Annotated in this window: 21 protein-coding genes and 1 pseudogene; 2 read left to right on the top strand and 20 right to left on the bottom strand. The window is 39.0% G+C overall.

All coding sequences use genetic code 11. The features are described from left to right. Window positions 1–247: 247 nt before the first annotated feature. The 17 genes and pseudogenes from hppD to ACNSTQ_RS19165 all read right to left on the bottom strand — a co-directional run bounded on the left by hppD (window position 248) and on the right by ACNSTQ_RS19165 (window position 21,084). Window positions 248–1,369, bottom strand: a complete 1,122-nt coding sequence (hppD, locus tag ACNSTQ_RS19245; RefSeq protein WP_418201404.1) for a 4-hydroxyphenylpyruvate dioxygenase — start codon at window positions 1,367–1,369, stop codon at window positions 248–250. Window positions 1,370–1,699: 330 nt separating this feature from the next. Beyond that, window positions 1,700–2,875, bottom strand: a complete 1,176-nt coding sequence (locus tag ACNSTQ_RS19240; protein WP_418201403.1) for a PCYCGC motif-containing (lipo)protein — start codon at window positions 2,873–2,875, stop codon at window positions 1,700–1,702. 315 nt (window positions 2,876–3,190) lie between these two features. Next, window positions 3,191–3,299, bottom strand: a pseudogene (locus ACNSTQ_RS19235) (tryptophan 2,3-dioxygenase family protein); the annotation flags it as partial. A 40-nt stretch (window positions 3,300–3,339) separates the two neighbouring features. Then, complete coding sequence (locus ACNSTQ_RS19230) at window positions 3,340–4,713, bottom strand: MFS transporter (protein WP_418201402.1); 1,374 nt, start codon at window positions 4,711–4,713, stop codon at window positions 3,340–3,342. Window positions 4,714–4,848: 135 nt separating this feature from the next. Continuing rightward, window positions 4,849–6,036, bottom strand: a complete 1,188-nt coding sequence (locus ACNSTQ_RS19225) for a thiolase family protein (protein WP_418201401.1) — start codon at window positions 6,034–6,036, stop codon at window positions 4,849–4,851. A gap of 27 nt (window positions 6,037–6,063) precedes the next feature. Further along, window positions 6,064–7,212 carry an acyl-CoA dehydrogenase family protein gene (locus ACNSTQ_RS19220; RefSeq protein ID WP_418201400.1) on the bottom strand — a complete coding sequence of 383 codons (1,149 nt, stop codon included), beginning with the start codon at window positions 7,210–7,212 and terminating at the stop codon, window positions 6,064–6,066. Between the two features lie 12 nt (window positions 7,213–7,224). Next, window positions 7,225–8,073, bottom strand: coding sequence for a 3-hydroxyacyl-CoA dehydrogenase family protein (locus ACNSTQ_RS19215; RefSeq protein ID WP_418201399.1), 849 nt, complete (start codon window positions 8,071–8,073; stop codon window positions 7,225–7,227). 193 nt (window positions 8,074–8,266) lie between these two features. Then, window positions 8,267–9,133, bottom strand: coding sequence for a 3-hydroxyacyl-CoA dehydrogenase family protein (locus tag ACNSTQ_RS19210; protein ID WP_418201398.1), 867 nt, complete (start codon window positions 9,131–9,133; stop codon window positions 8,267–8,269). Next, window positions 9,130–10,755, bottom strand: coding sequence for a long-chain-fatty-acid--CoA ligase (locus tag ACNSTQ_RS19205; protein WP_418201397.1), 1,626 nt, complete (start codon window positions 10,753–10,755; stop codon window positions 9,130–9,132). The genes ACNSTQ_RS19210 and ACNSTQ_RS19205 overlap by 4 nt, the downstream gene beginning before the upstream one ends. A 12-nt stretch (window positions 10,756–10,767) precedes the next feature. Beyond that, complete coding sequence (locus ACNSTQ_RS19200) at window positions 10,768–11,913, bottom strand: acyl-CoA dehydrogenase family protein (protein WP_418201396.1); 1,146 nt, start codon at window positions 11,911–11,913, stop codon at window positions 10,768–10,770. An 84-nt stretch (window positions 11,914–11,997) separates the two neighbouring features. Next, the gene (locus tag ACNSTQ_RS19195; RefSeq protein ID WP_418201427.1) at window positions 11,998–13,167 is read right to left on the bottom strand and encodes an acyl-CoA dehydrogenase family protein; all 1,170 of its coding nucleotides are present in this window, start codon (window positions 13,165–13,167) and stop codon (window positions 11,998–12,000) included. Between the two features lie 168 nt (window positions 13,168–13,335). Further along, entirely contained in the window at window positions 13,336–15,066 is a 1,731-nt protein-coding gene (locus ACNSTQ_RS19190) for a sigma-54 interaction domain-containing protein (protein WP_418201395.1), read from the bottom strand. Window positions 15,067–15,649: 583 nt separating this feature from the next. Then, a complete protein-coding gene (kynA, locus tag ACNSTQ_RS19185; RefSeq protein WP_418201394.1) occupies window positions 15,650–16,504 on the bottom strand; it encodes a tryptophan 2,3-dioxygenase in 855 nt (284 codons plus the stop codon). A gap of 39 nt (window positions 16,505–16,543) precedes the next feature. Next, window positions 16,544–17,182 (bottom strand): arylformamidase, encoded by a 639-nt coding sequence (kynB, locus tag ACNSTQ_RS19180; protein WP_418201393.1) that lies wholly within the window; start codon window positions 17,180–17,182, stop codon window positions 16,544–16,546. Between the two features lie 2 nt (window positions 17,183–17,184). Next, complete coding sequence (gene kynU / locus ACNSTQ_RS19175; protein ID WP_418201392.1) at window positions 17,185–18,471, bottom strand: kynureninase; 1,287 nt, start codon at window positions 18,469–18,471, stop codon at window positions 17,185–17,187. Between the two features lie 179 nt (window positions 18,472–18,650). Next, entirely contained in the window at window positions 18,651–19,943 is a 1,293-nt protein-coding gene (locus tag ACNSTQ_RS19170) for a methyl-accepting chemotaxis protein (RefSeq protein WP_418201391.1), read from the bottom strand. Window positions 19,944–20,316: 373 nt separating this feature from the next. Next, window positions 20,317–21,084 (bottom strand): SurA N-terminal domain-containing protein, encoded by a 768-nt coding sequence (locus ACNSTQ_RS19165; RefSeq protein WP_418201390.1) that lies wholly within the window; start codon window positions 21,082–21,084, stop codon window positions 20,317–20,319. A 403-nt stretch (window positions 21,085–21,487) separates the two neighbouring features. Between ACNSTQ_RS19165 and ACNSTQ_RS19160 the strand changes: the two genes are divergently transcribed. After that, on the top strand, window positions 21,488–21,979 hold the full coding sequence (locus ACNSTQ_RS19160; protein ID WP_418201389.1) for a hypothetical protein: 492 nt from the start codon (window positions 21,488–21,490) through the stop codon (window positions 21,977–21,979). A 116-nt stretch (window positions 21,980–22,095) separates the two neighbouring features. Here ACNSTQ_RS19160 and ACNSTQ_RS19155 read toward each other — a convergent pair whose 3' ends face one another. The 3 genes from ACNSTQ_RS19155 to ACNSTQ_RS19145 all read right to left on the bottom strand — a co-directional run bounded on the left by ACNSTQ_RS19155 (window position 22,096) and on the right by ACNSTQ_RS19145 (window position 24,573). Beyond that, window positions 22,096–23,385: a hypothetical protein gene (locus ACNSTQ_RS19155; RefSeq protein ID WP_418201388.1), complete on the bottom strand. Its 1,290-nt coding sequence runs from the start codon at window positions 23,383–23,385 to the stop codon at window positions 22,096–22,098. A 228-nt stretch (window positions 23,386–23,613) separates the two neighbouring features. Further along, entirely contained in the window at window positions 23,614–24,039 is a 426-nt protein-coding gene (locus tag ACNSTQ_RS19150; protein ID WP_418201387.1) for a hypothetical protein, read from the bottom strand. Between the two features lie 60 nt (window positions 24,040–24,099). Next, window positions 24,100–24,573, bottom strand: a complete 474-nt coding sequence (locus ACNSTQ_RS19145; RefSeq protein ID WP_418201386.1) for a hypothetical protein — start codon at window positions 24,571–24,573, stop codon at window positions 24,100–24,102. Between the two features lie 290 nt (window positions 24,574–24,863). Here ACNSTQ_RS19145 and ACNSTQ_RS19140 point away from each other — a divergent pair, with 290 nt between their 5' ends. Beyond that, entirely contained in the window at window positions 24,864–26,303 is a 1,440-nt protein-coding gene (locus ACNSTQ_RS19140) for a serine hydrolase domain-containing protein (RefSeq protein WP_418201385.1), read from the top strand. The last annotated feature ends 496 nt before the right edge of the window (window positions 26,304–26,799 follow it).

Raw genomic sequence — 26,799 nt, 5'->3', positions numbered from 1 at the left:
ACAGTCAGAATGGGCTCCTATATCAAGTTTTATCGCTTTCGTTGTTCGATCATCCTAACCTTTTCCTTAAGGGTACACCAAATACCCTTTTTGTTTAGCGTGATCTCCTAGTATTTTCCTCTAGCGCAAGCACTCCCTCTCCCTCACATTGGTTAGAGGAATCTCATACTTGCCTTATCAAATGCTCTCTTTAGCCACTACTATCTCCTTTTAAGACCCCTTCTTTATATCTATACCGTGTTACTGATTAAATATTTCCACGTCGTTCTTGTTCCCGTTCAATGGACTCAAATAGGGCTTTGAAGTTTCCTTCTCCGAAGCCTCTTGCTCCTTTTCGCTGGATGACCTCAATAAAGAGTGTCGGTCTATCAACAATCGGTTTTGTGAAAATTTGCAGCAGATAGCCTTCATCATCACGATCTACTAAAATACTAAGTTCTTGTAGTTTTTTTAAATCTTCATCAATGTCACCGACACGCGCACTCAGGTCTTCGTAGTAAGTAGCGGGTGTATCAAGGAATTCAATTCCGTTTTCCCGTAAAGCTTTTACGGTCGAAATAATGTCATTTGTAAGTAGTGCTAGATGTTGGACACCTGGTCCATTGTAAAAATCTAAGTATTCTTGAATCTGCGATTTTCGTTTACCTTCTGCGGGTTCGTTGATCGGAAATTTGATTCGTCCTGTTCCGTTTGTCATTACCTTCGACATTAGAGCTGAATAATCTGTAGAAATATCCTCATCATCAAAATGTTTTAAGACCTGAAAGCCAAACACTTTTTCATAATACGTTGTCCACTCTTCCATACTCTCCACATTACCGACCACATGGTCAATGCCGACGAGCCCTGTTGCTGTGGAATGGTTATTTCCTTCATACGTTTGATACCCTGGTAAAAAACAACCGTTATAGTCAACGACTTCAATTAACGTATGAATGGCGTCACCGTACGTCCCGATAATCGCTTTTTTCACTGTGCCGTTTTCATCATTTTCTGTCCAAGGCGCTCGTATCGGAATGCCCCCGCGCTTAACTGCACCTTCATAGGCTTGATCGACACTTGAAACTTTTAAAGCAATATCCTTTGCGCCGTCGCCATGTAATTTTACAAAAGATGCGACCTCGGTATCATCTTTCAGAGATCCTGTTACAACCAATTGGATCGTTTCTTGCTGAAGAACATATGAGACGAGATCGCGACTACCCGTTTCTAGACCTCGATAAGATGTAATTTCAAAACCAAAGGCGTTACAGAAAAAAAAAGCCGCCTGCTTAGCATTTCCTACGTATAATTCTAGGTGATGAATACTTTCCACTGGAAACACTTCATTCTCTGTCTGTTTGTTCACTTCAAATACATTTTTAGCCATAGACAAAAACCTCCCATAAATTACTGAAAATTCAAAATAAAATACACGTTAATTTGTATGATATTAAAATAAAATCACCTTTGCAAGCGCTTACATTACCGCTTAAATTCTTTACATGGTTAAAGAGTCAAGCTTAATTTTTTAGCAAAAACCCTATATTAACGCTGTTTTTTAGTAACAGTACAAAATGGAATTAAATGTTTTTATATAAAATTTTTAATAAAGTTTTCCATAAACCACTGCAATATTTTACTTTTTAAAAAACGGTTCCACAAAAAAGGTAGCTACTAGAGACAAAATTCAATCATCTCTAATAGCTACCCTGTTAGTTTAAGGCTGTGGTGTTTCTGTCGGGACATAACCTTCAAACATACGATCAATATATTCTCTTATATCCTGAAGGGTCTTTCCTTCGTCTTTCAACTCTACGTAAATGTTAGTTAAATCTAAACATACTTGACAAAACTCCCCGTGCTTTTCTAACATTCTTTGTCCACTTTCATTGTAGGTGAAGAAACAGTTGTGATTACTTGTATGGCCGATTTCCCCACACCCGCAAAAGCAAGGGATTTTTTCTAAATCTTGTTGATGTAAAATATTTGTGTTGTATTCATCCACACCGATGATTGGCATCCATTCATCATCATGTTCAAATAAGAATGTTTGGTTTTTAGATTTTTTCTTAAGTAATAATTCCTCAGTTAGAATATCTCCCTCATATGTTTCGGTAACCACTTGGACTTTTTCTACACCATCAAACGATAATAGCGTGAGTGCAATTAATTCTTCCGTTTGTTGTCCAATAGTCGTTCCTAAATATTGATCGAAATCGTTTAACACTCTAACAATTGTCACTCCATCTGCCCCGCCGATCTGATCAAATTTAACGTCATCTGGTATTGGGCTTGATACTTGTTCTGGTAATTCGGTTTTGATTGCTAGAAGTTCTTGAATGGCAGAGATACGAGGATAGCGAACTTCAGAGTTATATTTAACAAATCTAGGAATCTCTACATATTTTCCGTCAGCATCATCCACAGCAAAAATTGAAATCAATACGCTATTTTCTTGATTGGTATTGCTTTGTGGAATGATAGGGTCAACCTCATTTGTTTTTAAATACTCAATCGCTTCCCTGTACGGATTAAGGTCTGGCTCTTTTTCTAATCTCTTTAACTCTTCACCATTACTATTCAAAAATAATACTGTCGGGTGTTCTTTTACTCCATAGTCATTCACAACATCTACATCATGAATTACGTTATACTCGATAAAATTCAAATCTGTAAATTCTTCTTCTAATTCTGATAGAATCTCTTTTACATTGTCACAACCAGTACATCCTTCCAAAGCAAACGAAGCAATTTGGATTAACTCGGTTTTAGAGTCTTTAGAGTCTTTTGAGTCTGCACTCACAGACGCGCTTTGGTCATTCGTCGAGCACCCTATTAGAATAATGATCAACAGTGCAACGCCAATAAAAATTAGAAATGGTTGAATTCTCATGTTGTAACCCCTGCCTTTTATATCATCTTTTTGATCTTATTGCTCTTGAAGTAAAAATACTATTTAAATTTAAAGGAATTGTGAAGAACTTCACAAATAATGTTGCTATTTGGTGAACATTTACTTTAACTGCACTTCTTAAGTTTTTCTCATTAAAAGTTTTGTCTATAATATTACGGAAACATGAGAATACGGTTACCTAACTCCACTCTAGAACCGTTTTTTCGCATCTAATTGTACTTATCATCGTCTAGAACACGACCAAAAATGAAAAGACCGCACAACAGCGGTCTTTTTTCTTACGATCATGAAGTTTTATAATTCCGTGCGCAAATCCCACAACTCAGGGGAAAATGCGCTGGTCTATTACTTTTTTCAAATAGTTCACTCCGGAAGATCCACCGGTTCCCATTTTGAAGCAGATGAAAAAATGCGGACACTTTCATTGACATGTTAGTGACTACTTAATTCCCACCATCTCTACGCGCTTGAAGCTGTGCAAGGATGTCTGTGTAATGTTTATCCACTTTAAATAACCAAAGGAGGATAACTTGAATGACTCCTAGAGCGAGTGGAATATAAAGATTTAATGCGAGGATCATGGTCATGGCTGAAGCTGATTGTTCAGCGGCGCCTCCAATATATCCGCCAAATCCTAGTAACCAACCAATAAGCGCTAGACCGATACCCGTACCTACTTTTGTTCCAAAACTCGCCCCGCTATTGATCAGTCCTTCTGTTCTCAATCCTGATTTTAATTCACCATACTCAATCGTGTCATTAATCATAGCAAATATTAAAGCGATGCCAGGCATTACACCAAAACCTACTAATACGTGACCTGATAAAAAGATCATCAAGTTTGTAGGGTCAATGAGCTTGATCATTTGTCCTGTAATAAAGACAAGGGCACCAACTAAAGCAACATTACGCTTTCCAAACTTTCTAACGATTGGCCCGAGGAATAATACCCCAATTAGCATCGGTAAGGCTGAAGATAGGCCAATCAATGGAAAGTAATTAATATTCCCAATAATGTATTGAGCATAATACAAGGCTCCTCCTTGCGTTAAACCGATTGTTGCGTAATACGTGAGACAGAATCCAGTAATGATTAACCAATATTTATTTTTAAACAATGCTTTAAATCCAGCTTTAAACGGAATTTTTTCACTATCTTTTTCCTGAACAACGACGGAAGCTCTTTCTTTTACAAAAGCAAATGTTACAAAAAGAGAGACTATGGTAAGAACCCCATATAGAACAGCGAGCATCGTCCACCCGATCTTTGCTGCTAACGGTTGGGTTAATGTAACGACAAGGAGATTTCCGGTTAAAATAAAAATGGCCGCATAAATATTGGATAAAGACCGACTATGCTGGTGTTGCGTCATGACTCCAAGTAATGTTTTATATGGAATCGAGACAGCCGTGTACACAAAGACAAATAATAGGTAGGTTATATAGGCGTAGACGACTTTCCCTGTTGTTCCTACATCAGGTACTGAAAACAGTAAAACCGTCATGATCCCAAGTGGAACGGACATCCATAAGATCCACGGTCTTGCTTTTCCGTATTTTGACTTCGTCCGATCGACTAATGAACCCATGCCTAAATCGGTAAAACCATCAAATAATCTAGCTACTAACATAAGTGTACCAACGACTCCGGCTGCAATTCCCGCTACATCTGTATAGAAATAGGTTAAAAAAGATCCCATTAAACTCCAAACAGCAAAGATACCGAAGCTGCCAACACCATAGGCCCACATTTCTTTTTTCTTCGGTTTTTCGACTTCAACAACCTTATTTTCATGGCTTAGATTTTTTGCTAACATTCGCAACTCTCCTTTTCTTTGAGACTTGATCTCATCAATATTCAGTCACAACACATCTAGAAAACCTATAAATGTAAGGGCTTACAAAGTTTTTTAGTAGAAAAAGAGAGGGATGAATTACTATAAAAAAGCAAATTAATAACTTGCATTTTCAATTAAAATGGCCATTCCTTGTCCCCCGCCAACACACAAGGTCGCGATTCCATACTGTTCGTTTTTTAACTGCATTTCATAGATCAACGTCGTTATGATCTTACAACCTGTCGCACCTAGAGGGTGTCCAAGGGCAATCGCTCCCCCGTTAACATTCACTTTTTCCCGGTCTAGGTTGGCTTCTTGAATAACAGCAAGAGCTTGTGCGGCAAATGCTTCATTCAGTTCGATTATTCCGACTTCGCTCAAGTTGATTCCGGTGCGTTTAAGTAATTTATCAATAGCTGGGACTGGCCCAATTCCCATCACTTCAGGAGACACACCGGCTGTTGCCCAATCGACAATACGTGCGAGCGGCTTTAAACCTAACGACTCCGCTTTGTTCGACGACATCATCACAACCGCCGCTGCTCCATCATTTCGACCACAGGCGTTTCCTGCTGTTACAGTACCGTTCTCTTTAAAAACAGGTATTAATTTTGATAATGACTCAGTCGTTGTTCCTGGTCTTGGGAATTCATCATGTGCAAATGTAAAACTCCGTTTTCTCTCTTTGATTTCAACAGGAACAATCTCGTCAACAAAACGACCTTCTTCAATGGCTTGTGCTGCCTTTTGTTGACTTTCAAAAGCGAATTGATCTTGAGCCTCTCTTGAAATGTTGTATCGTTCGGCCACATTTTCAGCGGTGATCCCCATGCCTAAATGACTTCCATAGACCTCTTGTGGTTGTTGGCCATTTTCCAAGTTGGAATCTATTAATTTCGGATTCCCTTCTTCAAAACGAGAGTTTCTTAAATAGATAGGGGCTCTACTCATGTTTTCCGTACCTCCCGCAACTACAACATCGGCTTGCTTTGATAAAATTTGTTGCACGCCTGAAACCATCGCCTGCATTCCTGAAGCACATAGCCGGTTTACTGTAAATGCAGTTGCTGTATCCGGAACACCCGCGCGTAAGGACGCTACTCGGGCCACATTGGATGACTCAGTCGTTTGCCGAACTTCTCCTAAAATAACCTCATCGACTAGATTAGGAGATAGTTGAGCTCTTTTTAAGGACTCTTGGATAACAATGGCTCCTAACGTACCTGAATTTACTCCTTTTAACGATCCACCAAAACGTCCTACTGCTGTTCGAACGGCACTTACAATCACAATGTCGGTCATTCAATTTTCCCCCTTTTCACTTGGTGATTAACGGTATTCTTTTCGTAGTTGAGCTGAGATGATGTTCTTTTGGATTTCAGATGTCCCCTCATAAATGCGGGTAATCCGTGCATCCCGAAAAAATCGTTCAATGGGATAATCCGCAATATAGCCAATGCCACCGTGAATTTGGACCGCTTTATCAGCGACTCTGTTGTAAACTTCGGAACCGAAGAGCTTTAACATCGCGGCTTCTTTGATCAATTTTTCTCCTTCATCCACCATCCAAGCGACACGGTATGTAAAGGAACGAAGCGCCTCGATTTCCATCGCCATTTCAGCTAACATATGAGCCACAGCCTGATGCTCGATAATGGGGACGTTAAATTGTTTCCGTTCCTCCACAAATTCCATACATAAATCCAATAGCTTTTGACAAGACCCTAAGTTTCTTGCGGCTAGGCCAGCTCTTCCATTTGCGAGAATTTTAAGTGCATTCACATACCCCTGTCCTTCTTCACCTAACACATTTTCAACAGGAACCTCACAGTTATCAAAAAAGAGTTCAGCTGAATGAGAACCTTTTAACCCCATTTTCTTTTCGATGGCGCCAACTTTAAACCCAGGAAAATCTTTTTCTACAATAAATGACGTGATCCCTTTTGCTCCTTTGGATGCATCAGTTACAGCCATGACAGTAAAAATGTCTGCAATCGGGGCATTCGTTATATAATGTTTGGATCCATTTAAAATGTACTTATCTCCCTGCTTTACAGCGGTTGTTTTTAAATTGGTCGCATGTGAACCTGCACTTGGTTCTGTTAACGCAAAGGCACCAATCATCTCTCCTCGTGCCATAGGAGGCAGGTACTTTTTCTTTTGTTGTTCATTGCCCATTTCTACTATACCGACCGTCCCAATTCCGGTATGAGCGCCAATGAGAGTTGTATAACCATTGTGTGTTTTTCCTATTTCTTCATATAAGGCACACTTTCCTACCATTCCGATCCCAAGTCCGCCGTACGCTTCAGGGATACTTAATCCAAATAGCCCTAACTCTTTTGACATATCTACAATAGAAGAAGGAATTTCATCTTCCTCTTCAATTTGCATCGCTAATGGTTCGACTTCATTCTTAATAAAGTCGCGTATGTTTCGCTTTAAAAATTGAATATCTTCACTTAATCGAAAATCCATCTGACTCCCACCTTATGAATACGAATAAAATCCTTGCCCTGTTTTTCTACCAAGTCGACCAGCCTTTACATACTTCACTAAAATTGGACATGGGCGATATTTCTCGCCAAGTGTTTGGTGCAGATATTCCATATTTCGAAGCCGCGTATCGAGTCCAACTAAATCCGCTAACTCCAATGGACCCATTGGATGATTTAAACCGAGCTTCATCGCTTTATCGACATCTTCAACGGTTGCGACTCCTTCCATAACCATATTCATCGCTTCGTTGCCAATTAGACAATTCATTCGACTCACCGCAAAACCAGGGAATTCATTGACTCTGACACATTCTTTTCCCATTTGTGTTCCGACTTCCATTACACGTTCGATCGTCTCTTCCGACGTTTCTAACCCGCATATCACTTCAATTAATTTCATCTTAGGAACGGGATTAAAGAAATGCATCGCAATGCACCGGTCTGGCCTTTTCGTTTGGGCAGCAATTTCTGTAGGACTCATGGTGGATGTATTCGTTGCTAAAATGGTATGCGGTGCTGTTATTTCATCGAGTTCCCTAAAGATCTTTGTTTTCAAATCCATCACTTCGAGTACTGCTTCAATCACGAGATCAGCTTCCTCTGCAGCAACGCGTAAGTCGGTCGTATATAAAAGTTTATTCAACACTTGGTCAGCATCTTTTTCCGTAGTCAAACCTCTTAAAAGAGCTTTTTCTAGTTGAGTCTTGATATAGGTTTCTGCTTCTTTTAAAGATTCTTCATTTATGTCATAGAGATGGACCTGGAAACCAGCTAATGCCGCTGCATAGCCGATCCCTCGTCCCATCGTCCCTGTTCCAATAACTGCAATGGTGTTTATCATGTCCCACCTCTTACCTGAAAATTTTATGATCCTATGAAGTTCGGTTTTCGTTTCTCTAAAAAGGCTTTTGTCCCCTCTGCCTTGTCTTCGGAAGCGAATAGGATCGCTTGTGATAGTTTTTCAATCATTAATCCCGTTTTCAGACGATCAGATTTTGATAGGTCATTCCGACTTCCCCCTTCAACATTACTAATTAATTGTAAGCGTAAAAGCCTTGCCCTGTTTTTCTTCCGAGTTCTCCTCGTTCTACTTTTTCTACGATTAATGAAGATGGTTTATCTGCCTCATCACCAGACTTCGCATACCTCTCCATTCGGACATTATAGTGAACATCTAATCCGGTTAAGTCGATCAAAGCAAAGGGGCCGATCGGATGATTGAGAGCTTTCGTACAAGCTAAATCGATTTCTTCGGCAGTAGCAATCTCATTTTCTAGTAAATAAATGGCTTCATTCATTATTTTTCCTAGTATTCGGTTCGCAACAAATCCGCTAATTTCTTTTTGTAAAAGAATCGGCGTTTTGTTCAGACGTTTCGAGAGAGCCATCGTGATTTCGGCTGTTTCATCTGAAGTATGGGGACCTTGAACAACTTCGACGAGATCCATTACGAGTGCTGGATTAAAAAAGTGCATATTACAAACTTTTTCTGGACGGTTCGTCGCAGGAGCAATTTCCGAACTGACAATGGTCGAACTATTCGTAGCTAAAATCGTATGAGGAGGAGCGAGTTGATCTAGTTGCGCGAACAATTGCCTTTTGATATCTAATTTCTCAACAATCGCTTCAATAACGAAATCGGTGTCACTGACTGCCTCTTTTAAATCAGTTGTAAAGGAAAGTCTAGCAAATGCTTCTTCTACTACTTGTTCTGTTAATTTCCCTTTTACGATCCGTTTGTTCATTTGAGAGTTTAAGAGAGCCTTTGCTTTTTCCAAGCTTTCGAATTGAATATCTTGTAACGTTACTTGGTAACCTGATAGCGCACAAACCATCGCAATTTGCGAACCCATCGCTCCAGAGCCGATGACACTTATTTTCCTCAAATCATCAATCTTCATCTGATTTCCCCCTTCGTATGTAAGGCTGTTTCTTCAGCAATTAAATTTTGTCTTAGTATTTTTCCGACAGCAGTTTTCGGTAGTTCTTTTCTAAATGTAATTTGTTTAGGAACTTTATAAGCGGCTAAACGTTTTGAGCACCAATCGACGATTTCAGCTTCAGTGACCGTTAAGTCCTCATCTTTTAAAACAAGGACCGCTTTCACCGTTTCCCCGCGGTAGGCATCCGCGACACCGAATACACAAGCTTCTGAAACGGCCGGATGTTGATACAAAACATCCTCTACTTCTGTTGGATATACGTTGTACCCACTAGCGATAATCAAATCCTTTTTCCGGCCAACAATATAAAAATAACCATCTTCATCCATCTTCGCTAAGTCACCGGTGTATAACCATTTATCCCGAATGGCCATCATCGTTTCACTTTCGTTGTTCCAATAGCCTTTCATCACTTGAGGACCTTTAATGATGAGCTCACCCACTTCACCAGGAGGTAGTTCAGTTGTTCCTGTTTCACGATCTACGATTTTGCTTTCAGTGTTAGGAATAGGAATTCCGATACTCCCAGCTTTTTTTAGACCGGTCACTGGATTTCGATGCGTAATTGGCGCTGCTTCTGAAAGACCGTAGCCCTCAACGATCGCTGCACCGGTTTTGGCTTCAAATTCTTTCATCGCTTCAACTGGCATTGGCGCAGACCCGCTATTACAAACTTTCATGCTCGATAACAGTTCTTTGGATGCCCTAGGATGCCGGAGTAAGGCGATATACATCGTCGGTACTCCGGGAAAGAAGGTAGGTCGATACTTTTCCATATACTCTAACGTCTGTTCAATCGTAAATCGTTTCATACAAATAATCGTTCCCGCTCCAAAAATGGTTAAGTTCATCGCACCTGTCATCCCATACACATGGAAAAACGGGGTGACACTTAAAATCCGTTCACCGGGCCTTTCAAAAAAGCCATCGGAAAACACAAAACTTTGATGCACGTTCGCGATGAGATTATAATGTGTAAGCATGACGCCTTTGCTGCGTCCTGTTGTTCCCCCTGTGTATTGCAAAACGGCGACATCTTCTTTTGGATCAATGTCTACTTCTGGAAGATCAACATGGTTCGTTTCAAGGATCATTGGATAAAAACTTTGCTCGCCCTCGAATACCATTTCCTTTGTAACGTAAATCGGTCTAATAATATCCACGTTTGGAAGCGCATTGATTTTAGGTCGCTGGATATCATTTCCGACAAACCATCGTGCCTGAGAATTTTCAAATAAGTATTCAAGCTCGCTGGATTGATACAGAGGGTTCACTTGAACAACGATTCCACCTAAGCGAAGAGCTGCGTAGTATGAAATGATATATTCCGCTGAATTCGGAAGCATCACCGCTAATTTATCCCCTTTTTGAAAACCTGACTGATGAAGAGCTACTGCAAATCGGTCCGTATACTTTTTTAACGTTTCGTACGTCCATTCTTTCTTTTCATCAATCACCGCTAATTGATCGGGATAGTCAATTGCCGTTCTTTCTAGCAATTGATAGACGGATATGGACGGAATTTCTAATGTCTCAGGAACACCTTCCGGATAGAAATTCAACCATCTGCTTTTTAACAAATTGTTCCCTCCTTAATGTTCATCTAAAATATGGCGCGCTATAATCATCTTTTGGATTTCATTTGTACCTTCATAGATTTTCGTAATACGGGCATCACGGTAAAATCTTTCAATAGGGTATTCAGACACGTAACCCATGCCTCCATGAAGTTGAACAGCTTGGTCAGCGACCTTATTAAAGACGTCAGTGGCAAACATTTTCGCCATCGAGGCTTCTTTAATCGCTTTTTTTCCTTCGTCAATTAATCGGGCAGCCATCAAAGTAAGTTGTCTTGCCGCCTCTGTTTCTGTTGCCATCTCTGCAAGCATCCACTGAATTCCTTGATTGTGAGCAATCGGCTTACCGAATTGAACTCGTTCTTTGACATACCGAGTAGACATTTCTATTAATTTATCAGCAGAACCAACGGACCTGGCAGCCAATCCGATACGACCTTCACCTAGAATTCGGAGCGCAGACATATATCCCATGCCGACTTCTCCAATGACATTTTCTTGAGGCACCTCGCAATCTTCAAAAATCACTTGTGAGGTGTAAGATCCTCTTAATCCCATCTTTTTATCGATTGCTCCAATAATTAGACCCGGAAACTCTTTTTCAATTAAGAAAGCGGTAATGCCGCCTTTCGCTCCTTTTTCTTTGTCCGTTACCGCAAACACCGTAAAGAGGTCGGCAATTGGAGCGTTCGTTATAAAATGCTTTGTCCCGTTAATAATCCACTTCTCTCCTTTTTTCTCTGCTCGAGTGGAAAGGTTCGTTGCATCCGAACCCGCTCCTGGTTCAGATAAGGCAAAGCAGCCAATTTTCTCTCCAGCTGCCATCGCAGGCAGGTATTTGTTTTTTAGATACTCAGAACCTAACCGCACCAATCCTGTACTGCCGATCCCGGTATGGGCGCTGATTAAAGAAACATATCCGTTATGGGTTCTTCCTAGTTGTTCTAATACGATCGACTTTCCTACCGTATTTAAGCCGATGCCCCCGTATTCTTCGGGAATGCTGATCCCAAACAAACCTATTTCTTTCGCTTTCTCAATCAAGTGGTCTGGAATTCGATCTTCTTCTTCAATTTGCTGGGCATACGGTTCAACTTCATTTTCAACAAAGCTTCGTATCATCAACTTCATTTGTAAATTTTCATCCGTTAAAAGCGACATCGTTTCCACCTCAATGTAATTTGTTTTTGGTGTGATAATTTATCGATTTTCTCTACTAATTGGAAGCTTCTCCTCTTCACTCCTTTAGCCATTCTGTTCGATCATTCGCGAAATAACTAGGCGTTGAATTTCAGCTGTTCCTTCCCAGATTTGATAGATTTTTGCATCACGCAGCCACTTCTCTACAGGATACTCGCGGCTATACCCGTAGCCACCTAAAATTTGAATGGCTTCGGTTGCTGTTTTTACGGCAACATCGCCAGCGTATAACTTCGACATGCTTCCTTCACCTCGAGCAAACGGCTGGTTATTTTTAACGAGCCAACCTGCTTTCCACAGCAGTAATCGAGAGGCTTCAATTTCTGTAGCCATATCAGCAAGTTTAAAAGCAATCGCTTGGTTTTTAATAATCGGTTTACCAAATTGTTTACGCTCTTTGGCGTATTCAAGCGAATATTCATACGCTGCTCTTGCTATTCCAAGGGCTGCAGCACCAACAGACGGCCTCGTGCGTTCTAGCATTTTCAATGCCGCAAGGCCACTAATGTGAGTCGGTTCCCCAGGTTCACCACCTAAGCGGTTCTCCAACGGAATTCGGCAGTCTTCTAGGATGACTTGTGCAGTATGCGAAGCACGTACACCCATTTTGATTTCCTTTTTCCCCATTTTCAGTCCAGGTGTTCCTTTTTCGACTACGAAAGCAGCGACACCATTCCAACCTTTTTCTTTGTCTGTTTGAGCAAAGATGACATGAACATCAGCGATGCCACCATTCGTAATAAACTGTTTAGTTCCGTTAAGGACGTATTCATTTCCGTCTCTGACGGCAGTAGTAGCCATGGCAGATACATCCGAACCTGCACTCGGTTCTGTAAGCCCCATCGCTCCAAGTCTTGGATTATCAGGATCACAAAATTGTGGAATGAATCTCTTTTTTTGTTCTTCCGTACCAGCTACCATAATGCCTGTCGCTGCTAATCCCGTTCCATTAATCGCTGTACCAATTCCGGCACAACCCCAGTAAATTTCCTCTGTCATGATTAAAGAAGTAATCGGATCACTAATCCCTAAACCGCCGTATTCTACCGGGTAACGATACGATGTTAACCCTAACTTGGCCGCTTTTTTAATCACATCCCATGGCACTTCCTCGGTATCATCATAAATATGGGCAACGGGTCTAATCTCATTTCGTGCAAAATCCCTAGCCAGCTTTTGAAACTCTTTCTGTTCATCCGTTAAAGCGAAATCGATCATTCTAATCATGCCTCCAGTAATTTTTAATTTGTTTCTCTATCTATTTCATTGCAAAACTCGTGCCAAAATAAAAAAGCGCTATAATTAGCGCTTTTCGATTGGTCGGCATCTATTTAATTCATTTTTGAATTAAAAGAGAGGGAATTTTTAATTCATTTTTGGATTTTAATTCATTTTTGTATTGGTGGGTTTGATTTTATATTTTTGCAACTTTCGGACAATGGTGGCTTGGCTCGTCCCTAGATGTTCTGCGATTTCATACGTCGTTTGGAATTGTTGTGCTGCCAACGTTAATACTTCTTGTTCTGCTTGCTCAACTGCTTCCTTCAGCGTTCTGGTTTCATTTGGAGTTCCCATTTCATTTGAAGTTCTCATCTCCATTGCAACATACGCACTGGGTTTCTTCGCTTTCCGATAATCGTCAGGAAGATCCTTCATTTTGAGCTCATTGGTGGGCACGGTCAGCATCAACCGTTCTACTAAGTTGGCAAGCTCTCGGACATTCCCCGGCCAATCATACTGATAAAAAAATTCTTTAAGCGATCTATCAAAGCTTTTGGATATTTGATACTTGCGATTATTTTCATTTAAAAAGTGTTGTACGAGAGGTAAAATATCATCTCTGCGCTCCCTGAGCGGGGGAATGGAAACCGGAACAACGTGTAAACGGTAATATAGATCTTCTCTAAACATTCCCTGTTCAACCATCTTTTTTAGGTCCTTGTTGGTAGCTGCTATTACTCGAACATCTACTTCTTTTACATCGGTTCCCCCAACTCTCTGAATCTCTTTTTCTTGTAAAACCCTCAGCAGTTTTACTTGTAAATCTAGTGGCAACTCACCGACTTCATCTAAGAATAAGAACCCGCGGTCAGCCAATTCAAACATTCCGGGTTTCCCGGATCGGCTAGCTCCAGAAAACGCACCGCTTTCATAACCGAATAGTTCTGATTCAAGTAAGTCTTTCGGAATGGCGCCACAATTTACTTTTATCAGTTTACCCGTATCATAACGATTGCTGACACGATAGAGATGCCTTGTAAGAACATCCTTACCGACTCCCGTCTCTCCTAAAACTAAAACCGTCGCATCCACGTTAGCTAACCGTTCGGCCACTTGGAACAATTCTTCCATCTTTTTACTTTTGATAACAACTTCTGGGTCTAAATTTTTATGAGCTTTCAGTCTCTCTAATTCATGCTTGTACTGATCATTTAGCTGTTGGACTTTTTTTAATTCTTGGTGAAGGTTATTTAATTCGGAGAGGTCCCGAATGTTCGTTACGACTTTTTCAATTTCTCCTGCCTCATTATAGATGGGACTACCTGTTAACATCGTTTCCATTTGGTTATGATTTTTTTGCACGACCGTAACGGCTTCGTTTCTCTCTAAAACTTTGAGTGTAACCGATTCGGTAAGAATCCCTTTTTCAAGAAGATACTTAATATTCTTCCCAATATAATATTCTCGTGGGATCCCTGTAATACGTTCGATCGCAGAGTTAACCTTTAGCGTGGTTCCTTGATGATCAGTAATATAAAAACCATCGTAAGAGCTTTCGATAATTGCATCAAGTTCTCGATTATATTTATCTAACTCTTTCACCTTTTCTAACAGGTCCACATAGTGATCACCATTGAGCAGGATGTAAATATAGTGTTTTCCTTCAAGATATTCGTATGTTGTTGAGACTAATAGATACTTATGATCGTTGTAGTGAGCAATATAAAAATCATCACTAGGCACCCATTGATCAAAGAAGTCAGTTATCGGTTGACCTTTTTGTAGTGAAGGAAGTTCAATTTGATTGAAATACTCGTTGAAATCAATAATCGTCTGCTGCTCATTTGTCACTAGGATGGGGAAAGGAATGGGAAGTTCTTTTGTAAGATGCATCGTATCACTCCGATTAGATATTCTAGACAAAGGTTATGTGTACTATTAGTTTACATTACATAAGGTCAGTAAAGAAATAATTTCAGAATATTTAATTGAATTGATTGATTAGGAGGTGTTTTCTAGAATTGTCTTTTCTCGGACTGGATGTGCTGAAATCATGGAATTTGTCTTACAGTTAAGCTAATACTGGATCTAATAGACTCTATTAGACGGCTTGCTTCCCGTTCTTTTCTGATACTGACTGATTCGGGGGGCAATCTGTGGTTTGTGGTGCGCGATTTCCTGAAACTGGTAAATTGGACTTTGATCTACGGTGTGTGAACCAAAATTCACTGAAACTGGATAAAGTGAGCTCTAATCTACGGTTTGCGATCCATTATTAACTGATATTGGATAAAATGTGATCTTATCTGTGGCTTAGAGTAGATATACAATCTTTAATAATAGTTTCATTGCTTTTATCTGCTCTACCTCATCCCCGCTACCAAAAATAATTCCGAAACTGCAATTTTTTACCATTATACGAAAAGACCGCAAAACGCGGCCTTCTCAACACTCACATATCAGTTACCGTTCACCATCACAATTCCGTGCGTAAATCCCACAACTCTGGGAAGAAGCGCTGGTCTAATACTTTTTTCAAATAGTTCACTCCGGAAGATCCGCCGGTTCCCATTTTGAAGCCGATGATGCGTTCGACGGTTTTCATGTGACGGAAACGCCATTGTTGCAAAGAGTCTTCGATATCGACGAGTTTTTCGGCGAGCTGATATAAGTCCCAATATTGATCGACGTTTTGATACACGGCTAACCAAGCGTCACGTACAGATCGGTCTTCCTCATACGGCGAAGAGTAATCTCGATTTAATACATCTGGATGAATCGTGAACCCGACTTTTGCCAGTTGTTTGATCGCGACGTCGTACAATCCTGGTGCAATAAATGCTTTTTCTAAATCTGCATAAAGTTCAGGATCTTTTTGATAGATTTTCAATACATGATCGGTTTTATAGCCGAGCGCAAATTCGATCTTTCGGTATTGAAACGATTGGAATCCAGACGCTTGCCCTAAGAAGTCCCGAAACTCCATATATTCTGAAGGTGTCAGTGTGGAAAGGACATCCCATCCTTGTATGATTTGTGTTTGAATTCGTGATACTCGTGCTAATTGTTTGAATGACGTTTGCAAATCATCTTTTTCAATCGAGTCGATCGCGGCATTTAGTTCGTGTAAAATCAGTTTCATCCACAATTCGCTCACTTGGTGAATGACGATGAACAGCATCTCATCATGATGATCGGATAAACGATCCTGGCTAGATAAGATTTGATCGAGCTGCAGATATTCCCCGTACGTCATATTGTTTGTAAAATCAGTGTGTATGTTTTTTTCAGACTTAGTTGTTGAGTAATGCTTTTTATCTTTGTGTTCCATCGTAGTACTCCTCCATAAAGCCTCTTATTTTTTTATTCTCTATACCGGGCGAATGACCGCTCGAACCGGACTTCCATCTGATTCTGTGATCGAAAGTGGTAATGCAATTAATTCATAATCACCAGGCTCAACCTTATCTAACATAACATTCTCTAAAATATGAATTCCGTGTTCATGTAACGCGTGATGTCCCTCTAGTTCTTTACTATCTAAAGGATCGACAGAAGGAACATCGACTCCTAGTAAAATAATTCCTTTCTGCTGCATATACTCCGCGCCGCTTCTCGTTATGTACGGTATTTCGTTTGGAAAAGCGCTCGGGTTGTTTGGCACCGACGTTTTCAGTAGTAGTCGAGTTACCCCCTCTAATTCATATTGAAGCAGTACATCCGCATCGATTTTCGCAGCGTCTGATACATCGATGATCCGGCATGGCCCAATGTACACGTTGATGTCTAAAGCTCCCACTTTGGCACCATCATTTTTAAAATGAAACGGTGCATCGATATGCGTTCCGATGTGTACGCTCGTTGTAATTTTACCGATATTGACCGAACCGGTTTGTTCTTTTGTGTAACTAACCTCGTATGAAAATGGCGTATCTTCAGGCCAGTGAGCAACTAAACTTGTAAGTGGCTGGGATATATCAATCCATTGATTTTTCGTGTTATTTTTCATCTCTATGCGACAACTCCACGTTTATTTTCAAATTTCTTGTACTCTTCATCATCCATAATTTGTTTCAACTTTTCTACGGTTAACCATACTTCGTCAAACGTATTGTATAAAGCGACTGGTGCGAGACGGATCCCATTTGGGGAGCGGAAATCTGGGACGATATGGTGCGATTTTAAAGCTTTACAGATCCGAGCCGCTTCCGGATGTTCTAGGAAAATATGACCGCCGCGCGTTTCGTCTGCCTTTGGATTTCTCACTATAAATCCGTAGCCTTTTAGTTCGTGTTCGATCAGGTCTAGCATATAGCCCGTTAATTGTAAGGACTTTGTTCTAATTTTATCGATCCCTACTTCATTAAACATCGATAAAGACCCGATCAATGGCGCCATACTTAGCACATGCGGTGTACCCATCTGAAACGCACCCGCATGTTCGGCCGGTGATAATTCATGTTCCATGTCAAATTGTTTATCTTTTCGTGAACTAAACCAACCAGCAAGTCCTGGATTTTTTCCAAAGTGTCGTTTATTTACATATAAACCGCCTACAGCTCCAGGCCCACCATTTAAGTGCTTATAATTGCACCAAAAAGCAAAATCAACTTCCCATTCGCTTAATTGATGAGGAATCGATCCGATCGAGTGACAGAGATCAAATCCAATTAAAATATTTCGTTTGTGCGCTTCCTTTGATAGTCGCTCCATATTTAAAATTTGACCACTTCTGTATAAAATACTTGGTAGAACAATAAGGGCAACTTCTTCATCCATCGCTTGAATGATATCACCTTCATCAACCGTATGCCCGTCCTTACTTTTTACCTTCACTAAGTGTTCAGAAGGATCCATTCCTTTCAGTTTCAACTGACTTTGGAGCGCATAAATATCCGTCGGAAAAGCGAGTTCATCGGTTAAAATTTTCGTTTTTTTTCCGTCAGGGTGATAGAAAGAAGCCGTTAATTGATGAAGGTTCGAAGTTGTGGAACCGGTTACAATCACTTCTTCATTATTCGCACCAACGAGAGGCGCCATCTGATCACCCATTGATTCAGACAAATAAAACCACGGATTGTCTCCCTCGGTCCACCCATCAATACCAAGTGTTTTCCATGAGTGAAGTAAGTCAAGTAAAGTTTGCTCTGCTCGTTTCGATAACAACCCGAGTGAGTTTCCATCGAAATAAATCGTCCCTTCTTTTATGTAAAATTCATCGCGATATCGAGCTAACGGATCATTTTGATCTAGTTGTCGTGCGTAATCTCGGGTATAGGTTTCATTCTGTTTAGGCATGATTTCCCCCTGTGGAATAAAAAATGTTATGTACTTAAAGTATTCCTTAAAAGTAATAAAAAACCTTCTAATTCTTTCACTCATTTTAACATGAATGCTTACACTTAAACTTTCACAAAAAAAGACTGTGTAACAAATGAATCGTTAAATAACGAGACAGTTACGCAGTCTTTCTAATACTATAATTCCATACCTTCTTCTAACTTTCTTGCTTGTCTAACAAGGCGTTCCACATCAGTTCCACCCGTTTGGATCGTTTGATCGACTTCACTTTGTATGGACTGAAAATCATTTAATTGTTCAGAATTTTTCTCAATCAAACCTTTGGAGTCAACCATCATACTGGCTATTTCTTGACTACTTGCTGTCAGTTCTTCCATCGTTCCAGCCATTTCATTAATTTCTTCTGCAAATCCTTTCATATGTTCCAATACACGATCCAAGTTGCCATGAACGCCAAAGAACATTTTTCCACCTTCATTGATTTCCTCACGATTATCTTTCATTGACACTACTACCTGCTGTACATCTTGGTTGACGCTCTCAATAATTTGACTAATATTATTTGTTGCTAAAATGGAATGCTCGGCTAATTTTCTTACCTCACCCGCGACAACGGAAAAACCTTTTCCGTGTTCTCCAGCCCGGGCTGCTTCAATACTCGCATTGAGGGCCAATAAATTCGTTTGATCTGCAATTCCTTTAATGATATCAATGACCTGTTCAATTTCTTTCATCTTATCATTTAAACCTCGAATTAAATGGGCAGTCTCTTTCGATTCCTCTTGTATCGTCTGAAATTGCTCGGATATGTCCTTAAGAGCCGTTTGACTTTCGACCGCGAGTTCACTAGAAGCTATTGATCGATCATTTACTTTTTGTAAGGTAGAAGAATTCATCTCGATCGTACTGGAAACTTCTTGCAAGATCATGCTCGTTTTATCAAACACTTGAACGACATCTTGATTACTTTTGTGAAAAGAGTCCAACAATTGGTTTTGTTCTGCATTTTTCTGACCGAGAATATCAAAAGAATTCTTGAAGTTTTGGGAATGTTCATAAACTTTATTTGATTGTGCGTGAGTGTCTTTCATATAATCTTTTAAATTTGTCGATAAGAAGGATATATTATTTGCCAGTCTTCCAATTTCATCGTCCCACTTATCTTTGTATGTAATAAAATTTCCACGGTCTACTTCAGCTAAGACTTTATTCATCCTATCGATTCGTTTTGTAATAAAGTAGTGAGAAAAAACTACAACTAAAACAGGGATCGTTAAGATTTGAATGATTAAACTGACTGATGAAAATACAGCTCCACTTACAATTCCATTGATTGAAAGGAAAGATTGAATAAAACCAGACACTGGTGCGCCGATAAAACTACTAATAACTACAATAGCTAATAACTTAAATTTGATTGACTTCATAAACCCTAATTTTTTGAACGAAATATTCAATTTTTGCTCCATCGCCTTTCTCCTTTTTACTAATTTCTTTTTTGCAGATGTGATCATTTCTGTTTCTCATGATAGGTAAGGAATATAAGTGAAGTGTACATTCTATTACTGTTGTACCATTCATCTCAGAAAGAGAGAAAAAGAACCTATGACTTAAGTACCCTTTATTAAATATCTTAAACCACTTTTTTTATATTATATTAATTTTTATTTTTTTATATGTCAAAAGAACTATGAACTCTAGGTTTTTTGCCTTAGTCCATAAAAGAATTTTATAAGTGTCGCTCAAACGATTTTCAAGAGAATTTTTTTTAGGATAGGGCACTATGTAAAAATATTAGAATACAAAAAACCAGATCCGGATTTGGATCTGGTTTTCAAGATATTATAGATTAATCGTTACGTCTGCTTCCTCACGAAGTTTTCCAACTAACGCTTGTGCCACTTCCGTCTGCTTTTGAAGTTTCACTTGCTTTTCGATCTCGTCTTTTAACTCTTCAAAAGGTGGAATTTCTACATCTTCTCCACCCATTTCTGCTTGTTGCGCAATAGCAAGTTCATAGAATTCCTTTAGCTCTGCCTCTGTTGGCTCTATTTCTCCCGACTCACTAGCAATCAGCTTGTCTACTTTTACTTGCAAGGAAAGCTCTGACATCACTTCTTCTCTTTCCATTCCTTGTTCTTCCAAAGCAGCAAGAAACTCGTCACTTGTGCCAAGACCATATTGCGCGGCTAAATCCTCAAGTGTGTTAGTAATGTCTTCTTCTGAAGCCTCATGTCCCGCTTTATTAGCTTCTTGTTTAAGAAGTTCTTGAGCAATCATACTTTCAATCATCTGTTCTTTTAATTCGTCTTGGTTCACTTCTTCACCAAACATTTGTGCTTGCATTGCAGCTTGCATGAATTGATTTACATAAACGGATTCAAAGTCTTCTTTTGAAATATCTTTTCCATTGACACTTGCGACAACATCAGGAATACCGGCTAAATCCGGCTCAGGCATGTCCGGCTGTTCAGCATTGACGGGTGCAGCTTCTTCCTGTGTTTCAGGTGCTTCATTATTATTTTCAGCTGATTCATCCGTGTTCCCGCATGCTGCTGTTACAGAAACAATTCCAGCAAGTAATAAACTTAATAACCATTTTTTTCTCATATCATTCTCCTTTATGCATTGTTTGATGGTCATTGTAACATATCTAATTCGCTGATTCATCCTTATGAGAGCTGGGAAATGATAGTTCGGAAACCTAACACGATAAATACCTATAGATGAAGTCTGTTATAGCAACGTTTTTAGAATGCTCCAATTTAAATGTGTAAAAATGACTAAAGTTCTGTCAAAGTTAGCAAAAAATTTACCCCTAGTAGGACTTCAACCGTTTCTAAAAAGCCTTTTTTAGATTGTTCTTTTGTTTGTCATCTTGCATATGATTTACCTTGAGGCGTTTTAATTATGAAACCAAATCTAAATTCTACATTAATTACATTCATCCATAAATGATGTGAAGTGTAAGTGCAGTCAGGAATATGAATTAAATAATTATGGAGGTTAGAGTATGGTCAATTTCAAGTTTTTTCAGGGCTTCGTCACCTCAATTCACGACTTTCCGATCGGTGTCAATGACGAAAGTGAAGGGTGTTATAAAATGATATCTGTAGAAGACGGTACTGGTACCCTTGTTAACTTCGTTGTCTCTCCGACTACTTATTTTGTTGACCAAGCGATTGTTTCAGTTGGTGATCGAGTCACTGGATATTACGATGGGGATGCACCGGTGCCTTTGATATATCCGCCACAGTACGCTTCCCTTGTTATGGTAAAAGAGACTTACTATCAAAATGTCAAAGTAGACTTTTTTAACTCTCAATTAGTTAGTCGTGATGGACAATTAAAAGTAAACCTTTCTCCTTATACACAAGTCTTACTAACGAATGGTCAACCGTTCACAAGAAATCCTGCAAACCGCAATCTTATTGTCATTTATGGTCCTTCCACTAAAAGCATTCCAGCTCAAACTACACCTTATCGGATCATTGTGTGGTGTTAAATGGTATAAACTATAACTTATACAAAAGGAAATAGGCGAAATGCTGAAATCGATTTCGCCTGAAATTGAAATTCTCATTAGTAAGTAACGTTAGTTCACCTGAATACGTGATATTGTTAATCGGTCTCTACTTTAAATTTTTCTTCAATCACTTTGAGTCCAACTGTAAAATGGTCAAATAATATTTCTTTTACTAAAGGAATGCGATCTTCTTTGCAATGTATCACAACTACTACTTCTCCACCTTCGCCTTTCATCTTCTTCAATTTAAATTGCTTTTTTCGAATAAATAAATCAAGTAAAAATCCTACACCGCCACCAAAGAAAAGACCAATTAAACCCCAAGCAATTGGACCGCCAGCGAGCACAAAACCATAAATCACACCAAAAAGGGAAAATACCGTGGCCAACGCAAACGTCATATCTAAAAGGGAGAAGCCCGATCCCCGAATAATCTCGCTGTTTTTCTTTGGCTTATTTTTTTCGGTAAGCGGTACTGTAAAAATATTTTCTTTACTAATTCCATGTCTTTCAAGTTCTTTAATAGCAAGCTCTAAGTAAACTGTGTGATCAAAAGACGCCACAACGTTCATTTCACCACTTCTCTCTGTCAATAAATTCGTTTTCTCTTTAAAAGACGAATTCTGATATTCTTCTTCTAAAAAGTAACTCTGTTGTTTCTCCATGAGTTTATTGAAATTTTCACATAGTACATAGGCGGAATAAGCAGCGTAACCATACATCGAAGGTAAAAATAACACCCATTGTGGATGTAAGATACTGGTCGCCTGTTGAAATTCACCAATGAATGTTAAGTGAATTGCTGGTAGGAAATTAGAAAACCAGATGGCTACTAGAAACCAAATAAGGAGATAAAATCCGGATGGTAACCGATTGATGTATAGGTGTCCTAAACCAGGTGTAACAACCGACCAAAAAACAGCTAACCAGGGTTTTCGTTTATCAAGGTAGTTATTTTCTATAGCAGAAATAGCTATCGAATTAATCTCAGCAATAGAATCACTAGATTGATCTGCTAAAATGGCGTATTTATTTAAATCAATGGTTGCCCTTCTACTATCCCAAATCGCATAGGTATAAACAGGCATATAGAGTAAAACCCATTTCGGGTCAACCACTTGGATCGCTTCATCAAATCTGCCTGTAAACGTGTAGACAATCGCCGTATTAATGTTTGCATTCACATTGACAGCGAACTCCCAAATAATTAATATGAAGCCCTTTAAATATTTACATAACATCACATGGCCAAAACCAGGCATCGCCGCAGACCACCACATGATGACGTTCGGATTTCTTATTTCTACAATATTGTAATTATAAGGAGTAACAACTCCTTTTTTGTAACGAGGTTGGTTATTTGTAATTAAATTTTGTGCTGGCATGTTAACTCCATTATTTGTATTTTTTTATATTGTTTTCAAATGGAGTTTAACTATTCTTCCTCAGTTACAATATTTACCTTTTTGGTTCAATAGTCCTTATTTTAGGCTAAAATAAAAATGGACGGCTTTCTGCCATCCAATCGCATTTATTGATAAGGCTTAATGTACACATCAACTATTTATATTTACTTGTGATGCAGGACTTTTTGCCTCTTGTTGAAAAAAAAATTAAACAGTATAACGAATATTCCAGCTTTTTGGAAATTCGACTTTATTAGCATATGTATAGCGAATTAATTGTCCGTGATGCTGAACCTCATGTTCTAATAAATCAAATAACAGATTACTGGTAATATTATCTATGCCCGTTTCTCGTAAAAATCTCTCTATGTTTGCATGAGTTTCTTCCAATTTACTATTAATTAAAGGTTTATCATTACTATCAATTAGACTACAATCAAATCCTACCCAATGACCATTTTTTAAAGCCTTTAAATAGCTTTCTCTCGCTCCGATAATACAATAGGCTTGTCCTCCAATTGTATTTGATGGCACATCTGATATTTTTAAAGTTAAACAACCCTCATTAATATGGTTATAAAAGTCATCTGTCAAACTCATTGCTTGTAAAACCCTTTTTTTTAGTATATCCACTAATCATTCCTCCAACTTTCTAAAATCTCTGAACTTCTAACCAGCTGAACTAAATTTAAATTAATCCCACGTATTGAATATCGCCTCTCCAATTGTACGAGGTTGATAATAATTCACTTGTTCAATAATAGAACGAACATTTCTTAATTCCTCATGCTCTTGTAACTGAAACGGTTGGGATAATTCTTCTACAGATAATACATGATAATCCCTTCCGAATTCATTCTCTAGCTCTTCAAAATCAATAAATTGATCCCAATGAAAGACATGACCCTCGCCTAAACTTTCAAATAAACAAAAGGCAATAAACGTATGAGCGCGATTACATAGTACATAAATGGGTCGTGGTTGATAATTAAATTGAACCGCACAATAACTGCTAGAATATAGGTCTTGCATGATCTCGCACTTCAAGTGTTTCTTCGCTGCTATCTCCTTACATGTACGATAAAACTCTTTTTCATCTATACAAGGTGGTTCTTTTTCAAGTACTGGTTTGTAATATCCACCCGTTACTCCGTATGGTAATTTCATAGTTTCACTCCGTTCATTTCAATTTATAGTGTAGCATGTATTAAATACATAACTAAGTAATAGTTTAAAAAAATTCCTTTATATTGGTATTACTTATTTAGTAATTTAAACTGAGGAAAATATTTTTATTTAATTTTGTTACATCTCTTATTTTTTCCATATGCGCTATCCTCCTCTCTTAATATTCATAAAGAATTCATAATAAAATGAAAAGGAATAAATGCCCAGTATTATAATAAAGAAGGAATAGTATTTTTTTTGGATGCTAAATAACTGAGAGGAAATTTTAAATGATGAAATCTATGAATCAAATATTTTTGGGGAAACTGACAGGTGTGCTGCTTCTCTTTACCTTCATCCTTTTTCATTCGGCACATGCCGAAGCATCTTCTAACAAACTTCCAATAGAGGATGAATTGGATAATTACATTCAACAGACAGTGGATAAATTAGCCATTCCTGGAATGTCTGTTGCGATTTCGCACCAAGGTGAGTTGGTGTACAGCAAGGTCTTCGGTGACGACCTAAACGAGGAAACCCGGTTTTATATTGGCTCGACGACGAAGACATTTACTGCTCTTGCGGTGATGCAGCTTGTCGAACAAGGAATGATCAACCTCGATGAAAGTGTTTCTACGTACTTAGACGATTTCACCGTATCTGATCAAATCACTGTATGGCATCTCTTGCATCATATTAGTGGGATGACTGAATTTGAGTACATGTCTAACCTTTCACCGGAATCGCAGTTTAACGACTTAATTGAGGATATGAATAGCATGTCGTTAACGTATGAGCCGGGAGAATACTTTTCCTATTTTAATCCCAATTATAGTTTGCTAGGAGCGATTGTAGAAAGAGTGAGCGGCCAAAGCTATCCCGAATATATCAAGGAACATATTATTAATCCGCTTGGGCTGGAACACACATCGGTAATCGGTGAAGTGGATACACCTGGTCACCTTTCCTTTTTTGGTTTTTCTAAAAAGCGAATGGAACCACATCTTCAGTACGACCTTCCCGCTGGTTTTATAACGTCTACTTCAAAAGATTTAGTTCGCTTTCTTGAAGCGGTGCGCATGAAGGAGCCCGTCCTTGGCGTGTCTCCAGAAGGTATTGATCTGATGATGTCGAGTGGCAATTTCTATGGAATGGGCTTAATGATCGGTGAAATTGCTGGTCGTCCGGCCGTCCACCATGGCGGTTCTTTGCCTGGGTATACTTCGAATGCGATCATGCTCCTTGAAGATGAATATAGCATGGCCTTCTTAATCAACAAAAACCATATGCTAAACGCGTTTTTGTTTTATCCGGACTTAACGAATGGAGTGGTCTCGCTTATAACGGAACAGAAACCTTCTTCTAGCGTTCAGTATTACTGGGTTTATCGTTTACTTATCGTGTTATTTGCTGTTACTATCATTTACAACATCATTAAAATTTCAAGAATGATTACCCGTCCAAAACTAATAACAGTTAGGCAAAGAGTAACTGCAGCATTGCTTAATATAGCGATCCCTATAGCTGTCATCGTTTTAATCCCTCGGGTAACAGGTATCCTTTTCCAGAGAGGAATGTCATGGGACCTTGCCTTTTTATTGATGCCAGATCTGTTGATGTGGTTGTTTATCGGGCTGGCCATACATTTTATTATGTCCATCATTCACTTTGGATTTCTTGTAAAGTACTATGTTAATTCTCGAGAAGCCATTGCAATGACCAAGTTCTAGAAGGAAAGCGAATGATAGGTAAGTTAGCATAAAGGTGGAAGGTTCATTGAGTGTAACGAATATAAGGTCATAAATAAGGAATTCAAATACCTAACCTTTTAGGGCATTGAGAGGACCTTATTTTCTTGGAATCTAGTATTTTAACAATGTTAGGGCACTGTGAGGACCTTATTTGCAGTATTCTTTGAGCAAAAGATCGTCTTTTTAGTAAATAAGAGCCTATGAGGTCCCTAAACTGTAAAAATCATTGATTTTATTGCAAATAAGGGCTTCTAGAGTCCCCTTTGGTTTTTCTTATCAAAATTCATCACATATGCGAAAACTAAGAAAAGCTGCTGTCGCCGTACAAAAAGAGGTGCTAATCATCATTAAAATGTACCCTATAGAGTAGACACTTAAAAAAAGTGCTCTCTCTGTAGGGTACTTTTTTGTATAATGTAAGAACTACAAATTGAGACATAACTTGGAGATGGAGAATCATGAGTAAAAAGCTATT

It is taken from the genome of Alkalihalobacterium sp. APHAB7 (assembly GCF_048323755.1).
Taxonomy (GTDB): Bacteria; Bacillota; Bacilli; order Bacillales; family Bacillaceae_F; genus Alkalihalobacterium.
Note: the sequence above shows the minus strand (reverse complement) of the source record. Positions and strands in the feature narration are given on the sequence as shown.

Excerpts from the sequence above, each read along its gene's own strand:
- ACNSTQ_RS19220 (WP_418201400.1), bottom strand. The coding sequence starts at position 7,212 with ATGGATTTTCGATTAAGTGAAGATATTCAATTTTTAAAGCGAAACATA.
- ACNSTQ_RS19240 (WP_418201403.1), bottom strand. The coding sequence starts at position 2,875 with ATGAGAATTCAACCATTTCTAATTTTTATTGGCGTTGCACTGTTGATC.
- ACNSTQ_RS19215 (WP_418201399.1), bottom strand. The coding sequence starts at position 8,073 with ATGATAAACACCATTGCAGTTATTGGAACAGGGACGATGGGACGAGGG.
- kynA (WP_418201394.1), bottom strand. The coding sequence starts at position 16,504 with ATGGAACACAAAGATAAAAAGCATTACTCAACAACTAAGTCTGAAAAA.
- ACNSTQ_RS19145 (WP_418201386.1), bottom strand. The coding sequence starts at position 24,573 with ATGAAATTACCATACGGAGTAACGGGTGGATATTACAAACCAGTACTT.
- ACNSTQ_RS19140 (WP_418201385.1), top strand. The coding sequence starts at position 24,864 with ATGATGAAATCTATGAATCAAATATTTTTGGGGAAACTGACAGGTGTG.
- ACNSTQ_RS19225 (WP_418201401.1), bottom strand. The coding sequence starts at position 6,036 with ATGACCGACATTGTGATTGTAAGTGCCGTTCGAACAGCAGTAGGACGT.
- kynB (WP_418201393.1), bottom strand. The coding sequence starts at position 17,182 with ATGAAAAATAACACGAAAAATCAATGGATTGATATATCCCAGCCACTT.
- hppD (WP_418201404.1), bottom strand. The coding sequence starts at position 1,369 with ATGGCTAAAAATGTATTTGAAGTGAACAAACAGACAGAGAATGAAGTG.
- ACNSTQ_RS19160 (WP_418201389.1), top strand. The coding sequence starts at position 21,488 with ATGGTCAATTTCAAGTTTTTTCAGGGCTTCGTCACCTCAATTCACGAC.
- ACNSTQ_RS19200 (WP_418201396.1), bottom strand. The coding sequence starts at position 11,913 with ATGTCGCTTTTAACGGATGAAAATTTACAAATGAAGTTGATGATACGA.
- ACNSTQ_RS19165 (WP_418201390.1), bottom strand. The coding sequence starts at position 21,084 with ATGAGAAAAAAATGGTTATTAAGTTTATTACTTGCTGGAATTGTTTCT.
- kynU (WP_418201392.1), bottom strand. The coding sequence starts at position 18,471 with ATGCCTAAACAGAATGAAACCTATACCCGAGATTACGCACGACAACTA.
- ACNSTQ_RS19210 (WP_418201398.1), bottom strand. The coding sequence starts at position 9,133 with ATGAAGATTGATGATTTGAGGAAAATAAGTGTCATCGGCTCTGGAGCG.
- ACNSTQ_RS19230 (WP_418201402.1), bottom strand. The coding sequence starts at position 4,713 with ATGTTAGCAAAAAATCTAAGCCATGAAAATAAGGTTGTTGAAGTCGAA.
- ACNSTQ_RS19155 (WP_418201388.1), bottom strand. The coding sequence starts at position 23,385 with ATGCCAGCACAAAATTTAATTACAAATAACCAACCTCGTTACAAAAAA.
- ACNSTQ_RS19170 (WP_418201391.1), bottom strand. The coding sequence starts at position 19,943 with ATGGAGCAAAAATTGAATATTTCGTTCAAAAAATTAGGGTTTATGAAG.
- ACNSTQ_RS19190 (WP_418201395.1), bottom strand. The coding sequence starts at position 15,066 with ATGCATCTTACAAAAGAACTTCCCATTCCTTTCCCCATCCTAGTGACA.